The following is a 15,258-nucleotide window of genomic DNA, read 5'->3' on the forward strand; positions in this document are numbered from 1 at the left end:
TGTATGCCGCGAAGCGGCATGGAGACGCCAGCCGGAGCTGAACCGGGTGATTCTGGTGAGGGGCGTCGTAACCGGCATCAGCCGTTACGGATTGATAGGTTCTGCCAATCCCATCCCTTTCCCTGCAAAGCCATACCCGCTTAAAGCTTTCTGATTGCTAATGTGCGCGGTCGGAGTGAGTCCGTCAAGGCCTCTGGCCGCTGACGGGCTGTATCTCCGCGTTAGCGCCGTGAGGCGCTTACGAGCGTGTACAGCGGGCTTGCCGCGACGCTAACTGCAGCAGCTCTTACTTCTAGTTACAACATCCCTCTTAAAGCGATGGTGTTCCGGCCCGCGGGCCGGGGCGGCGTCGGTTTAGCAGGGGTCAGGTATGTATGCGGCGCCCGGTTCTGGCGAGAACGGTGCCCGGCGCTTGCGACGGGAGGTACTTTTTATTTCCTTCTGAGCGCGCGGCCGTGAGGCCGCTGCATGCGAAGGCATTTTTCGTTATCCACAGAGTGACTGCAGACAAAGATCTACTCTGGAATGAAATGAACAGAGAGATAAAAACGGTGAAGTAAGACTGTTTTGCGGAATGTCTTTTATTCGTTTCCGGGTTACTTCACTTATTCGTTTGCGGATTTCTGTGTAAAAAAACGAGACAGTGGCCACTGCGGGCCATAACGACACGCAGTACGTCATGGTGACCGGAATGAGAACGGAGTGAAGGTTGAAAAATGAGCAGAGTGGCCGAAAAAATCCAGCACGAAAAGCCCCGGTGAGGGGCCTTTAAACAGGAAGACTGTTGTGTCGTCTGTGGCTAGTCCGGTGGAGAAAGCGCCAGATCCAGCTGGTAAAGATGCTGGATGGCCAGCGCCTTCAGGCGCTCAGATGTGCACCAGTACGCTTCATCAGGCGGCAGGGTGCGATAAATCCATTCAGACATTGCATGGAGTCGTTCATCTGCCGGCAGCTTAATCAGATTGTTGGCACGTTTACGCTCCGCGCCTTTTTTGCGGCGGTAAACGAGTGCCTCCTGACGCTTACGGCCAGACCAGCATTTCCGCGCAGAGTGGGCCTGAACATCATCATGTTCGCTCATCACTCCTTCCCGGATCAGCTGCTCACGCTCGGCGCTCTGACGGAGCTTCTTCTCCTGCTCTTTAAACAGCTTGTCCATATCGACGCCCAGCATCTGGAATCCCACGGGGGTTATATAGACATACGTTGGCAACCAGGTGCGGGATTCACGATCCCAGGCGCGTTCTTCTGCGAGGCCCAGAACGCCAAACCGTACCTGTTCCTCAATAAGCCGTGAAAGGCGTGACACCGTCACCTCCGTTTCAGGAATGACATTGCCTTTTGCGTCCTTTGCACTGAGTTCTTTTGCAAGACGGGAGATACACATGCCGACGGTATGCTTGCCGGCATCACAGAAGCTGATGAGCACTGGCCAGAGCGCATCGAGCAGGCGCTGACGTTCCGGACGGAAGCCATATTTACGTCCCGCCTTACGGCGGCCGGCGACATAGAGAGGGTGACGAGAAACATGCATGCGCAGGCTGACCTGCCCGGTTTCTTTGTCTTTTTTCACCAGGCGATTGTAGGCGGGGTCTGACGCTCAGTGGAACGAAAACTCACGTTAAGGGATTTTGGTCATGAGATTATCAAAAAGGATCTTCACCTAGATCCTTTTAAATTAAAAATGAAGTTTTAAATCAATCTAAAGTATATATGAGTAAACTTGGTCTGACAGTTACCAATGCTTAATCAGTGAGGCACCTATCTCAGCGATCTGTCTATTTCGTTCATCCATAGTTGCCTGACTCCCCGTCGTGTAGATAACTACGATACGGGAGGGCTTACCATCTGGCCCCAGTGCTGCAATGATACCGCGAGACCCACGCTCACCGGCTCCAGATTTATCAGCAATAAACCAGCCAGCCGGAAGGGCCGAGCGCAGAAGTGGTCCTGCAACTTTATCCGCCTCCATCCAGTCTATTAATTGTTGCCGGGAAGCTAGAGTAAGTAGTTCGCCAGTTAATAGTTTGCGCAACGTTGTTGCCATTGCTGCAGGCATCGTGGTGTCACGCTCGTCGTTTGGTATGGCTTCATTCAGCTCCGGTTCCCAACGATCAAGGCGAGTTACATGATCCCCCATGTTGTGCAAAAAAGCGGTTAGCTCCTTCGGTCCTCCGATCGTTGTCAGAAGTAAGTTGGCAGCAGTGTTATCACTCATGGTTATGGCAGCACTGCATAATTCTCTTACTGTCATGCCATCCGTAAGATGCTTTTCTGTGACTGGTGAGTACTCAACCAAGTCATTCTGAGAATAGTGTATGCGGCGACCGAGTTGCTCTTGCCCGGCGTCAACACGGGATAATACCGCACCACATAGCAGAACTTTAAAAGTGCTCATCATTGGAAAACGTTCTTCGGGGCGAAAACTCTCAAGGATCTTACCGCTGTTGAGATCCAGTTCGATGTAACCCACTCGTGCACCCAACTGATCTTCAGCATCTTTTACTTTCACCAGCGTTTCTGGGTGAGCAAAAACAGGAAGGCAAAATGCCGCAAAAAAGGGAATAAGGGCGACACGAAAATGTTGAATACTCATACTCTTCCTTTTTCAATATTATTGAAGCATTTACCAGGGTTATTGTCTCATGAGCGGATACATATTTGAATGTATTTAGAAAAATAAACAAATAGGGGTTCCGCGCACATTTCCCCGAAAAGTGCCACCTGACGTCTAAGAAACCATTATTATCATGACATTAACCTATAAAAATAGGCGTATCACGAGGCCCTTTCGTCTTCAAGAATTTTATAAACCGTGGAGCGGGCAATACTGAGCTGATGAGCAATTTCCGTTGCACCAGTGCCCTTCTGATGAAGCGTCAGCACGACGTTCCTGTCCACGGTACGCCTGCGGCCAAATTTGATTCCTTTCAGCTTTGCTTCCTGTCGGCCCTCATTCGTGCGTTCTAGGATCCTCCGGCGTTCAGCCTGTGCCACAGCCGACAGGATGGTGACCACCATTTGCCCCATATCACCGTCGGTACTGATCCCGTCATCAATGAACCGGACTGCCACGCCCTGAGCGTCAAATTCCTTTATCAGTTGGATCATATCGGCAGTGTCGCGGCCAAGACGGTCGAGCTTCTTAACCAGAATGACATCACCTTCCTCCACCTTCATCCTCAGCAAATCCAGCCCTTCCCGGTCTGTTGAACTGCCGGATGCCTTATCGGTAAATATACGGTTTGCTTTCACACCTGCGTCTTTGAGTGCTCTGACCTGAAGATCAAGAGACTGCTGACTGGTTGAGACCCGAGCGTAACCAAAAAGTCGCATAAAAATGTACCTTAAATCGAATATCGGACAACTCATGTCTATTATTACAAATTTACGATTTAATAGACATATTAATGTAACAGTTTTACGATGTCCGATAATTTATAACATTTCGTACGGTTGGAAAAATGTTACTAAATGCCCGTCAGGCAGGGAGGCCGATATGCCCGTTGACTTTCTGACCACTGAGCAGACTGAAAGCTATGGCAGATTCACCGGTGAACCGGATGAGCTTCAGCTGGCACGATATTTTCACCTTGATGAAGCAGACAAGGAATTTATCGGAAAAAGCAGAGGTGATCACAACCGTCTGGGCATTGCCCTGCAAATTGGATGTGTCCGTTTTCTGGGCACCTTCCTCACCGATATGAATCATATTCCTTCCGGCGTCCGGCATTTTACCGCCAGACAGCTCGGGATTCGTGATATCACCGTTCTTGCAGAATACGGTCAGAGGGAAAATACCCGCCGTGAGCATGCAGCGCTGATACGTCAGCACTATCAGTATCGTGAATTTGCCTGGCCCTGGACATTTCGCCTTACCCGTCTTTTATATACCCGGAGCTGGATAAGCAACGAACGTCCTGGCCTGCTTTTCGATCTGGCGACAGGGTGGCTTATGCAACATCGTATTATTCTCCCCGGAGCCACTACGCTGACCCGGTTGATTTCAGAGGTAAGGGAAAAGGCGACGTTGCGCCTGTGGAACAAACTGGCACTGATACCGTCAGCCGAACAGCGTTCACAGCTGGAGATGCTGCTGGGGCCAACTGATTGCAGCCGCCTGTCTTTACTGGAATCACTGAAAAAGGGCCCTGTGACCATCAGTGGTCCGGCGTTTAATGAAGCAATTGAACGCTGGAAAACTCTGAACGATTTTGGCCTGCATGCTGAAAACCTGAGTACACTCCCGGCTGTGCGCCTGAAAAATCTCGCACGTTATGCTGGTATGACTTCGGTGTTCAATATTGCCAGGATGTCACCGCAGAAAAGGATGGCGGTTCTGGTTGCCTTTGTCCTTGCATGGGAAACGCTGGCGCTGGATGATGCATTGGACGTTCTGGACGCCATGCTGGCCGTTATCATCCGTGACGCCAGAAAGATTGGGCAGAAAAAACGGCTCCGCTCGCTGAAGGATCTGGATAAATCTGCATTGGCGCTCGCCAGCGCATGTTCGTACCTGCTGAAAGAAGAAACACCGGACGAATCGATTCGTGCTGAGGTGTTCAGCTACATCCCAAGGCAAAAGCTGGCTGAAATCATCACGCTTGTCCGTGAAATTGCCCGGCCCTCAGACGATAATTTTCATGAAGAAATGGTGGAGCAGTACGGGCGCGTTCGTCGTTTCCTGCCCCATCTGCTGAATACCGTTAAATTTTCATCCGCACCTGCCGGGGTTACCACTCTGAATGCCTGTGACTACCTCAGCCGGGAGTTCAGCTCACGGCGGCAGTTTTTTGACGACGCACCAACGGAAATTATCAGTCGGTCATGGAAACGGCTGGTGATTAACAAGGAAAAACATATCACCCGCAGGGGATACACGCTCTGCTTTCTCAGTAAACTGCAGGATAGTCTGAGGCGGAGGGATGTCTACGTTACCGGCAGTAACCGGTGGGGAGATCCTCGTGCAAGATTACTACAGGGTGCTGACTGGCAGGCAAACCGGATTAAGGTTTATCGTTCTTTGGGGCACCCGACAGACCCGCAGGAAGCAATAAAATCTCTGGGTCATCAGCTTGATAGTCGTTACAGACAGGTTGCTGCACGTCTTTGCGAAAATGAGGCTGTCGAACTCGATGTTTCTGGCCCGAAGCCCCGGTTGACAATTTCTCCCCTCGCCAGTCTTGATGAGCCGGACAGTCTGAAACGACTGAGCAAAATGATCAGTGATCTACTCCCTCCGGTGGATTTAACGGAGTTGCTGCTCGAAATTAACGCCCATACCGGATTTGCTGATGAGTTTTTCCATGCTAGTGAAGCCAGTGCCAGAGTTGATGATCTGCCCGTCAGCATCAGCGCCGTGCTGATGGCTGAAGCCTGCAATATCGGTCTGGAACCACTGATCAGATCAAATGTTCCTGCACTGACCCGACACCGGCTGAACTGGACAAAAGCGAACTATCTGCGGGCTGAAACTATCACCAGCGCTAATGCCAGACTGGTTGATTTTCAGGCAACGCTGCCACTGGCACAGATATGGGGTGGAGGAGAAGTGGCATCTGCAGATGGAATGCGCTTTGTTACGCCAGTCAGAACAATCAATGCCGGACCGAACCGCAAATACTTTGGTAATAACAGAGGGATCACCTGGTACAACTTTGTGTCCGATCAGTATTCCGGCTTTCATGGCATCGTTATACCGGGGACGCTGAGGGACTCTATCTTTGTGCTGGAAGGTCTTCTGGAACAGGAGACCGGGCTGAATCCAACCGAAATTATGACCGATACAGCAGGTGCCAGCGAACTTGTCTTTGGCCTTTTCTGGCTGCTGGGATACCAGTTTTCTCCACGCCTGGCTGATGCCGGTGCTTCGGTTTTCTGGCGAATGGACCATGATGCCGACTATGGCGTGCTGAATGATATTGCCAGAGGGCAATCAGATCCCCGAAAAATAGTCCTTCAGTGGGACGAAATGATCCGGACCGCTGGCTCCCTGAAGCTGGGCAAAGTACAGGTTTCAGTGCTGGTCCGTTCATTGCTGAAAAGTGAACGTCCTTCCGGACTGACTCAGGCAATCATTGAAGTGGGGCGCATCAACAAAACGCTGTATCTGCTTAATTATATTGATGATGAAGATTACCGCCGGCGCATTCTGACCCAGCTTAATCGGGGAGAAAGTCGCCATGCCGTTGCCAGAGCCATCTGTCACGGTCAAAAAGGTGAGATAAGAAAACGATATACCGACGGTCAGGAAGATCAACTGGGCACACTGGGGCTGGTCACTAACGCCGTCGTGTTATGGAACACTATTTATATGCAGGCAGCCCTGGATCATCTCCGGGCGCAGGGTGAAACACTGAATGATGAAGATATCGCACGCCTCTCCCCGCTTTGCCACGGACATATCAATATGCTCGGCCATTATTCCTTCACGCTGGCAGAACTGGTGACCAAAGGACATCTGAGACCATTAAAAGAGGCGTCAGAGGCAGAAAACGTTGCTTAACGTGAGTTTTCGTTCCACTGAGCGTCAGACCCCTAGGCATGACCGAGCTGTCCGGAGAGCTTTTTATAATGCTCCGGGCGATACCAGGCCGGGTTCTCACATTTGGCTTTTGTGGAATGCTCACCGCGTTTGCGGCGGGTCAATTTTTTGACCGGTGCAATGAGGAAATTACCCTGAGTGCCGGCATCGACATCCTGGCAGAAACGGGTTAGCTCATCTTTCGGTAGATCTGACCAGTGAACAGAAATCTGATTGTCATTCACGGCGGCCTGTTCTTATGGCGGCCGGGTGTTGTGTTATGTGGTGCATGCGTTATAATCCTTCACAGGCCACGCGCCTGCTTTTGGACCCCCTGATATCTGTGTCTTCCGCCAAGATGATGACAGATGTCGGGGGGTTTGTGCATTCAGGCTCCGGGAAATCCCGTTACCTGCTCCTGAACGTTTTACTGGACACGTCCTGTCCCTGTCTGTTTCCGGAAGTCCGCATTTCTTCCGTAAAACCATCTTTTGCCACCCGCCTGCCTCACCACAAAGCAGTCAAACCGTCAGTTTGAGTTAGGACACAAAAGTAATCTGAATCAACAATCTGTCCCACCACAAGACGATCGCTGACGATCCGAATACTACCTTCTCATCAGTAACTTTTCCAGATGTTAGACCAGATAACAATCCATAGTTTTCATGCTAATTGTCCGGATGAGACTGCTAGCAAGCATCGCACGCAGTAAATTCAGGGCGTTGGGTTTGATTTGGTAGGCCAGAGCAAGGAAAATAATTTAGAGGAAGAGCTTTACCTAATAGTTGCAAGTTGACTCTTTCGTATGTTCACTGCACTTAAAAAACCGTATAGCTTTTGCTATACAGAATCCATATGATATGCTTGTAAAGCAATCGCTATACAAGGAGCGCACTCATGAAATCAGATGTTCAGCTCAACCTTAGAGCTAAAGAATCTCAAAGAGCACTTATTGATGCTGCAGCAGAGATTCTCCATAAATCACGCACGGACTTCATCCTGGAAATGGCATGTCAGGCTGCGGAGAATGTGATCCTCGATCGTCGCGTATTTAATTTTAACGATGAGCAGTATGCAGAGTTTATCGATATGCTCGATGCACCGGTTTCGGATGAGGCGGCTATTGATAAACTTCTGGCAAGGAAACCTCAGTGGGACGTGTAACAGCACCAGAACCATTATCCAGCTCCCATCAACTAGCAGAGTTCGTCAGTGGTGAGGCAGTACTTGATGACTGGCTTAAACAGAGGGGATTAAAAAACCAAGCTCTTGGTGCAGCACGAACGTTCGTCGTTTGTAAAAGAGACACTAAACAGGTTGTCGGTTTTTACTCTCTGGCCACCGGCAGCGTTAACCACGTGGAAGCAATGGGAAGCCTCAGGCGCAATATGCCAGATCCAATTCCCGTAATCATACTTGCTCGCCTGGCAGTTGATGTTTCATACCGTGGCCAAGGGCTCGGGGCCGATTTACTGCATGATGCAGTTCTGCGCTGTTACCGTGTAGCTGAGAATATTGGAGTCCGTGCGATTATGGTTCATGCACTGACTGAAGAAGCCAAAAACTTTTATCTTCACCATGGCTTTAAGGCATCACAAACTCAGGAACGGACATTGTTTTTAAAGTTACCACAGTGAGGTTTGAGGAAGAAAGGGGCTTGTTCTATATTTAAGATATTGATTTATAATGATTTTACCATTGAATTTAACATAATCTTTGTTATGCGAACCGGCTTTGTAATGGCTCAATAGTAATGTCCGCCTGTGGCTCAATTCAGATGTCCGCGCTATGGTAAGCTTCACTGGTCCGTTTAAACTACCGGGAGGCATATCATGAGCGCAGAAAGCTCAGGAGTGTTTACTTTGAAAGAGATCAACCGGATCAAGATTATACAGGACGTCATTGAACGTCGCATCACAACGCGCCGTGCGGCCGAGCACCTCGGTATCAGCGACAGGCAATGCCGCAGACTTCTTGCCCGTTACCGTGAAGGCGGACCGCTTGGTATGGCCAGCAGACGATGTGGCATGCGTGGTAACCGCCAGTTGCCACCCGGGCTCGCAGATCAGGCTCTGGAACTGATCAAGACGCGTTATGCTGATTTCGGTCCGACTCTGGCGCGTGAAAAGCTCGAAGAACTCCACGGACTGTTTCTTGGCAAAGAAACTGTCCGGCGCATCATGGTGCGGGCTGGCTTATGGGTTCCCCGTAAACAACGTGCCGCAAGGATCCCTCAACCACGGTACCGGCGTCCGTGTACTGGTGAGCTGATACAAATAGATGGCTGTGATCACGACTGGTTTGAAGGCCGTGGCCCGGCCTGCACCGCGCTGGTCTATGTTGATGATGCAACCAGCAAACTGATGGAACTGTTGTTTGTTAAATCGGAGTCCACGTTTTCTTACTTCGAAGCCACGCGGCGCTATATCGATAAGCATGGTAAACCGCTGGCACTGTACAGCGATAAAGCCGGTGTTTTTCGTGTTAACAATAAACACGCCACAGGCGGAGACGGGCATACTCAGTTTGGGCGAGCCATGCATGAACTGAACATCCAGACTATCTGTGCAGAAACCAGTCCCGCCAAAGGGCGTGTAGAACGAGCTCACCTCACTTTACAGGATCGTCTGGTCAAAGAGCTGCGGTTACAGGGCATTTGTTCAATGGAGGCTGCAAATGACTTCGCTGAGGCCTATATGGCTGACTATAACCGCCGTTTTGGCAAAGTACCGCGACATGATTTTGACGTACACCGTGCTGTAGAACATGATGAGGACCTGGGGCTTATTTTCACTGTTCGTGAAAAACGTAAAGTCTCAAAATCGTTGACGATACAATATGATAAAATGTTGTACCTGATTGAAGACAGCGAACTGAGTCGCCGTGCAATAGGTAAATATATCGATGTGTATCACTATCCTGATGGCAGAAAAGAGCTGCGCCTGAACGGTACGCTACTTCCCTACTCTACCTACGACCGACTGTCAGAAATCGACCAGGGCGCGATTGTCGATAACAAGCGTCTTGGCCGAACCCTGGAGTTTATCAGTCTGGTGCAGAGCAAGCGGGATAACACGCGCTCTCAGTCAATTCCCGCTGGAGATGGCCCTTCCCGACGACGGCCAAAGCAGGAAGGGAAGAAATCCCAGCGCTCACTGGATAATGATGACATGCTCGAAGCACTCAAACAGCTTCAGTCACGTTCAGAGGACATTTTTGGTAAAAGAGCCCGCTGATGGTACTCACTGGCCGGACAGTGGTTGCTCACCAGTTGATATTGTCCGGCCAGACCCATGATGTATTATTCATTTCGTTCAGCATCTTTATGTCCTGCTTTTCACGGGCATACTTACCCCATAATGAATGAAAAGAACGAACAATACTGATTAACTGCTTTTTTCTTTGCTCCGGAGATAGGCTGATAAAATAGCAGCACCTGCTGTCAATATTATCCTCAATGAAATTAAAATCAGAGTCTGATGCATATTTTACTGTTAGCATAATATCATTCGACGTTGTTCTCTCAGACTCTGTTAATGCTGATTCTATCAGGTATTCAAAGGCATACATGACAGACAGCTGGTTTTTGTCTGTCTGAATATAACCCATTGAGTTTCTGAGTATTGAGGACTGTACCAGGACCAGAGGCCATAAAAGCTCAACACCATAAAGCTTATATGTATCATGTTGATCATACTGATGTTGCTCAACACGACGATTACCTTCCCGTGCTTTACGAATATCATAGGCAAGGGATAACATAAATCCGTCTTTAACTTTAATCAGTGGGCTTTCATCCACGATGTAATGAATGAGTTCATGTAATTCATTCAGGGCTTCTGAATCTCCCCACAGTATAAAACCTGCATTGTTCGGCGTTAACTCGTATCGAAGCATGGGCTCAATCATCCTGTTGTTTCAGTCGGAGGAAAGTCTATCGGCTTTGTTGAATAAATCGAACTTTTGCTGAGTTGAAGGATCAGATCACGCATCTTCCCGACAACGCAGACCGTTCCGTGGCAAAGCAAAAGTTCAAAATCACCAACTGGCCCACCTACAATAAAGCCCTCATCAACCGTGGCTCCATAACTTTCTGGCTGGATGATGAAGCTATTCAGGCCTGGTATGAGTCAGCAACACCTTCTTCACGAGGCAGACCTCAGCGCTATTCTGACCTTGCCATCACGACTGTGCTGGTCATTAAACGCGTATTCAGGCTGACCCTGCGCGCTGCGCAGGGCTTTATTGATTCCATTTTTTCTCTGATGAACGTTCCGCTACGCTGCCCGGATTACAGCTGTGTCAGCAGGCGGGCAAAGTCGGTTAACGTCAGTTTCAAAACGGCTTTGTTGAATAAATCGAACTTTTGCTGAGTTGAAGGATCAGATCACGTATCTTCCCGACAACGCAGACCGTTCCGTGGCAAAGCAAAAGTTCAAAATCACCAACTGGCCCACCTACAATAAAGCCCTCATCAACCGTGGCTCCATAACTTTCTGGCTGGATGATGAAGCTATTCAGGCCTGGTATGAGTCAGCAACACCTTCTTCACGAGGCAGACCTCAGCGCTATTCTGACCTTGCCATCACGACTGTGCTGGTCATTAAACGCGTATTCAGGCTGACCCTGCGCGCTGCGCAGGGCTTTATTGATTCCATTTTTTCTCTGATGAACGTTCCGCTACGCTGCCCGGATTACAGCTGTGTCAGCAGGCGGGCAAAGTCGGTTAATGTCAGTTTCAAAACGCCCACCCGGGGTGAAATCGCGCATCTGGTGATTGATTCCACCGGGCTGAAGGTCTTCGGTGAAGGCGAGTGGAAAGTCAAAAAGCATGGCCAGGAACGCCGCCGTATCTGGCGTAAGCTGCATCTCGCCGTTGACAGTAAAACACATGAAATCATCTGTGCAGACCTGTCGCTGAACAATGTGACGGACTCAGAAGCCTTCCCGGGTCTTATCCGGCAGACTCACAGAAAAATCAGGGCAGCATCGGCAGACGGCGCTTACGACACCCGGCTCTGTCACGATGAACTGCGGCGTAAGAAAATCAGCGCGCTTATCCCGCCCCGAAAAGGCGCGGGTTACTGGCCCGGTGAATATGCAGACCGTAACCGTGCAGTGGCTAATCAGCGAATGACCGGGAGTAATGCGCGGTGGAAATGGACAACAGATTACAACCGTCGCTCGATAGCGGAAACGGCGATGTACCGGGTAAAACAGCTGTTCGGGGGTTCACTGACGCTGCGTGACTACGATGGTCAGGTTGCGGAGGCTATGGCCCTGGTACGAGCGCTGAACAAAATGACGAAAGCAGGTATGCCTGAAAGCGTGCGTATTGCCTGAAAACACAACCCGCTACGGGGGAGACTTACCCGAAATCTGATTTATTCAACAAAGCCACGTTGTGTCTCAAAATCTCTGATGTTACATTGCACAAGATAAAAATATATCATCATGAACAATAAAACTGTCTGCTTACATAAACAGTAATACAAGGGGTGTTATGAGCCATATTCAACGGGAAACGTCTTGCTCGAGGCCGCGATTAAATTCCAACCTGGATGTTGATTTATATGGGTATAGATGGGCTCGCGATAATGTCGGGCAATCAGGTGCGACAATCTATCGATTGTATGGGAAGCCCGATGCGCCAGAGTTGTTTCTGAAACATGGCAAAGGTAGCGTTGCCAATGATGTTACAGATGAGATGGTCAGACTAAACTGGCTGACGGCATTTATGCCTCTTCCGACCATCAAGCATTTTATCCGTACTCCTGATGATGCATGGTTACTCACCACTGCGATCCCCGGGAAAACAGCATTCCAGGTATTAGAAGAATATCCTGATTCAGGTGAAAATATTGTTGATGCGCTGGCAGCGTTCCTGCGCCGGTTGCATTCGATTCCTGTTTGTAATTGTCCTTTTAACAGCGATCGCGTATTTCGTCTCGCTCAGGCGCAATCACGAATGAATAACGGTTTGGTTGATGCGAGTGATTTTGATGACGAGCGTAATGGCTGGCCTGTTGAACAAGTCTGGAAAGAAATGCATAAGCTTTTGCCATTCTCACCGGATTCAGTCGTCACTCATGGTGATTTCTCACTTGATAACCTTATTTTTGACGAGGGGAAATTAATAGGTTGTATTGATGTTGGACGAGTCGGAATCGCAGACCGATACCAGGATCTTGCCATCCTATGGAACTGCCTCGGTGAGTTTTCTCCTTCATTACAGAAACGGCTTTTTCAAAAATATGGTATTGATAATCCTGATATGAATAAATTGCAGTTTCATTTGATGCTCGATGAGTTTTTCTAATCAGAATTGGTTAATTGGTTGTAACACTGGCAGAGCATTACGCTGACTTGACGGGACGGCGCTTCCCTACCCTCATGGCCGCCTCCCAGGAATCGACCCAGGTGCTTATCGTGGACATAATCCTTTACTCATAAATTTATCTTATTCCATTATTGTACCTGTCGCGCAAAAGTTGCAGAAAAGCCATAAACGCAGGAGAATCCTGTCGGCGGTGAGGATAATAAATATGGTAGCCGTCAAAATATGGACACCACTCGGTCAGAACAGCAATCAGCTTGCCGCTTTTGATATATCCATCTGCAACATACTCGGGAATATAGGCAATCCCCAGCCCGTCTAATGCTGCATCGAGCTGATGAATCGTGCTGTTCGCAATATATTGCCCTTTGACTTTCAGACTGAATTTCTGAGCATCTTTCTCGAATTCCCAGGCGTACAATCCACTCGTATCAGAATAGCGGACGTTAATGCAGTTGTGGTTCAAAAGATCCTGCGGCTTCCTGGGCTTAGCATAACGCTTAAAATAATCTGGTGCAGCAACAACAAGCTGGCGCCAGTTCTGGCTTATTTTTGCGGCAATCATATCATTATTCAGAACATCGCCCGGACGAATCCCGGCATCAAAACGCTGATCAACAATATCTGTAAATCCATAGTCAATGCCGATTTCAATCTGAATATCTGGGTAGCGACTCAGAAAGTCCGGTAATACAGGACGGATCAAATACTGGATAACATCATCTGCCGCCGTGAGGCGTATGACGCCAGTGGGTTTTTCCCTAAGCTCACTCAACCGACTAATAGCATCATCAACCTGTTCCATTAACGGGCCAACTTCGTTAATGAGCCTTTCACCTGCTTCCGTAGTGGAGATACTGCGGGTGGTTCTGGCCAGCAGGCGGATCCCAAGCCTTTCCTCAAGAGATTTCACCGTGTGGCTGATGGCTGAGGGTGTCACACCTATTTCAGCTGCGGCTTTGGTAAAGCTTTTCAGCCTGGCCACTGTTAAAAAAACCTTTAATTCATCCACACGATTCCTCCTCCTCGGTCCCTACTGGAGACGTCAGCGTACCAGTCTGTCATTAATTATCAAATAAATTTCACAAGTAAGTGAAATTTATGTTGATTAATAAATAAAATTCAAAATGGTACTTTATATTCCACGACGTGAATATGTCCTCGTTGTAGTGACGGCTTTTAATTCTGAAAATGAGGTAATCATTATGCAAGATTTTATCTATCATAATCCGGTAAAAATTCTTTTTGGTCGCGATCAAATTTCTGCGTTAGCACAAGAAGTCCCGCAGGGTAAAAAGGTCATGATTGTCTATGGCGGGGGCAGCGTTATAAAACACGGTATATTGAAACGCGTAAAAGAGTCCCTGACAAACACCCTGGTTTATGAGTTTGGCGGTGTAGAAGCAAACCCTCATTATGAAACCCTGATGAAAGCCGTTGAGATTGTCAGAACAGAAAAAATTGATTTTCTTCTGGCCGTGGGCGGCGGTTCAGTGATCGACGGGACTAAATTTATTGCCGCCGCAGCCCTCTACGAAAATGATCCATGGGAGATCGTCAAGAGTTATGGCGGCGTGGTGAAACAAGCTCTCCCTTTTGGATGCGTGCTGACCCTGGCGGCCACGGGTTCAGAGATGAATAACACGGCGGTGATTAATCGGGTGACCACCCAGGATAAACTCTTTTTCACCTCCCCTTACGTTATGCCGAAATTTTCAGTGCTCGAACCGGAAATGACCTACACGCTGCCTGAACAACAAACCGCAAACGGGGTTGTTGATGCCTTTGTCCACGTTCTTGAGCAATACATTACTTACCCGGTTAACGCTAAGGTGCAGGATCGCCTGGCGGAAGGACTGCTGAGCACGCTGAAAGAAGAAGGCCCAGTAGCCCTTAAAAATCCACAGAACTACGACGCCAGAGCTAACATCATGTGGGCTGCGACGATGGCCCTGAATGGAATGTTGAGCGCAGGTGTCCCAACTGACTGGGCTTCTCACATGATTGGCCAGGAAATTACTGCATTATACGGAATCGACCACGCCCGTACCCTCGCTATCGTTATGCCTGCACTATGGCGCTTGTGCAAAAAGGAAAAAGCAGAAAAGCTGGCTCAGTACGGTGCGCGTGTCTGGAATATTCCTGAGTCTGATAGCGAAAAAATGGCCGATGAGGCTATCAATGCCACCGTGGAATTTTTTGAACTGATGGGCGTTAAAACCCGACTTTCTGATTATGGTCTGGGCGCGGAAGATATTTCAGCTGTTATCGGCAAGTTAAAAGAACATGGGCACATCGCATTAGGTGAACATGGAAAAATTACTGCTGAAGTGGCGGAAACAATACTGAACATGGCACTTTAATTGACTAACGATCTACTCTATTAGGCGCTAAGCCT

The 15,258-nt window shown here is 48.9% G+C and carries 11 protein-coding genes and 3 pseudogenes; 8 read left to right on the forward strand and 6 right to left on the reverse strand.

What is annotated here, in order from left to right; all coding sequences use genetic code 11:
* Positions 1 to 799: 799 nt before the first annotated feature.
* From repA to AAHF05_RS24625, 3 genes and pseudogenes are all read right to left on the reverse strand, one after another.
* Positions 800 to 1,588, reverse strand: a pseudogene (gene repA, locus AAHF05_RS24615) (plasmid replication initiator RepA); the annotation flags it as partial.
* 147 nt (positions 1,589 to 1,735) lie between these two features.
* Positions 1,736 to 2,596, reverse strand: coding sequence for a broad-spectrum class A beta-lactamase TEM-1 (locus tag AAHF05_RS24620; RefSeq protein ID WP_000027057.1), 861 nt, complete (start codon positions 2,594 to 2,596; stop codon positions 1,736 to 1,738).
* 182 nt (positions 2,597 to 2,778) lie between these two features.
* On the reverse strand, positions 2,779 to 3,336 hold the full coding sequence (locus AAHF05_RS24625; protein ID WP_001235713.1) for a recombinase family protein: 558 nt from the start codon (positions 3,334 to 3,336) through the stop codon (positions 2,779 to 2,781).
* Positions 3,337 to 3,499: 163 nt separating this feature from the next.
* Here AAHF05_RS24625 and AAHF05_RS24630 point away from each other — a divergent pair, with 163 nt between their 5' ends.
* Complete coding sequence (locus AAHF05_RS24630) at positions 3,500 to 6,505, forward strand: Tn3-like element Tn3 family transposase (protein ID WP_001143760.1); 3,006 nt, start codon at positions 3,500 to 3,502, stop codon at positions 6,503 to 6,505.
* Between the two features lie 35 nt (positions 6,506 to 6,540).
* On the opposite strand, the pseudogene AAHF05_RS24635 reads toward AAHF05_RS24630, so the two are convergent.
* Positions 6,541 to 6,768: pseudogene (locus AAHF05_RS24635) on the reverse strand (replication initiation protein); the annotation flags it as partial.
* Between the two features lie 652 nt (positions 6,769 to 7,420).
* Here AAHF05_RS24635 and AAHF05_RS24640 point away from each other — a divergent pair.
* The 3 genes from AAHF05_RS24640 (at position 7,421) to AAHF05_RS24650 (ending at position 9,759) form a co-directional block, all read left to right on the forward strand.
* Positions 7,421 to 7,687 carry a DUF1778 domain-containing protein gene (locus AAHF05_RS24640; protein ID WP_007869691.1) on the forward strand — a complete coding sequence of 89 codons (267 nt, stop codon included), beginning with the start codon at positions 7,421 to 7,423 and terminating at the stop codon, positions 7,685 to 7,687.
* Positions 7,675 to 8,160: a GNAT family N-acetyltransferase gene (locus tag AAHF05_RS24645; RefSeq protein ID WP_013087269.1), complete on the forward strand. Its 486-nt coding sequence runs from the start codon at positions 7,675 to 7,677 to the stop codon at positions 8,158 to 8,160. Before AAHF05_RS24640 ends, AAHF05_RS24645 begins: the two co-directional genes overlap by 13 nt.
* 195 nt (positions 8,161 to 8,355) lie before the next feature.
* Positions 8,356 to 9,759, forward strand: coding sequence for an ISNCY-like element ISKpn21 family transposase (locus AAHF05_RS24650; protein ID WP_001567368.1), 1,404 nt, complete (start codon positions 8,356 to 8,358; stop codon positions 9,757 to 9,759).
* 28 nt (positions 9,760 to 9,787) lie between these two features.
* On the opposite strand, the gene AAHF05_RS24655 is transcribed toward AAHF05_RS24650, so the two are convergent.
* The gene (locus AAHF05_RS24655) at positions 9,788 to 10,420 is read right to left on the reverse strand and encodes a DUF6904 family protein (protein ID WP_001567369.1); all 633 of its coding nucleotides are present in this window, start codon (positions 10,418 to 10,420) and stop codon (positions 9,788 to 9,790) included.
* A 74-nt stretch (positions 10,421 to 10,494) separates the two neighbouring features.
* On the opposite strand from AAHF05_RS24655, the pseudogene AAHF05_RS24660 reads away from it, so the two are divergent.
* From AAHF05_RS24660 to AAHF05_RS24670, 3 genes and pseudogenes are all read left to right on the forward strand, one after another.
* Positions 10,495 to 10,866 (forward strand): annotated as a pseudogene (locus AAHF05_RS24660) (IS5/IS1182 family transposase); the annotation flags it as partial.
* Positions 10,867 to 10,897: 31 nt separating this feature from the next.
* A complete protein-coding gene (locus tag AAHF05_RS24665; protein ID WP_013815099.1) occupies positions 10,898 to 11,866 on the forward strand; it encodes an IS5-like element IS903B family transposase in 969 nt (322 codons plus the stop codon).
* Positions 11,867 to 12,026: 160 nt separating this feature from the next.
* Complete coding sequence (locus AAHF05_RS24670; RefSeq protein ID WP_012695470.1) at positions 12,027 to 12,842, forward strand: aminoglycoside O-phosphotransferase APH(3')-Ia; 816 nt, start codon at positions 12,027 to 12,029, stop codon at positions 12,840 to 12,842.
* Positions 12,843 to 12,978: 136 nt separating this feature from the next.
* On the opposite strand, the gene AAHF05_RS24675 is transcribed toward AAHF05_RS24670, so the two are convergent.
* The gene (locus tag AAHF05_RS24675; protein WP_012695469.1) at positions 12,979 to 13,872 is read right to left on the reverse strand and encodes a LysR family transcriptional regulator; all 894 of its coding nucleotides are present in this window, start codon (positions 13,870 to 13,872) and stop codon (positions 12,979 to 12,981) included.
* A gap of 193 nt (positions 13,873 to 14,065) precedes the next feature.
* On the opposite strand from AAHF05_RS24675, the gene AAHF05_RS24680 reads away from it, so the two are divergent.
* Entirely contained in the window at positions 14,066 to 15,223 is a 1,158-nt protein-coding gene (locus tag AAHF05_RS24680; protein WP_021243026.1) for an iron-containing alcohol dehydrogenase, read from the forward strand.
* The last annotated feature ends 35 nt before the right edge of the window (positions 15,224 to 15,258 follow it).

This window comes from Enterobacter adelaidei (assembly GCF_041937165.1).
In the GTDB taxonomy this organism is placed as follows: Bacteria; Pseudomonadota; Gammaproteobacteria; order Enterobacterales; family Enterobacteriaceae; genus Enterobacter; species Enterobacter adelaidei.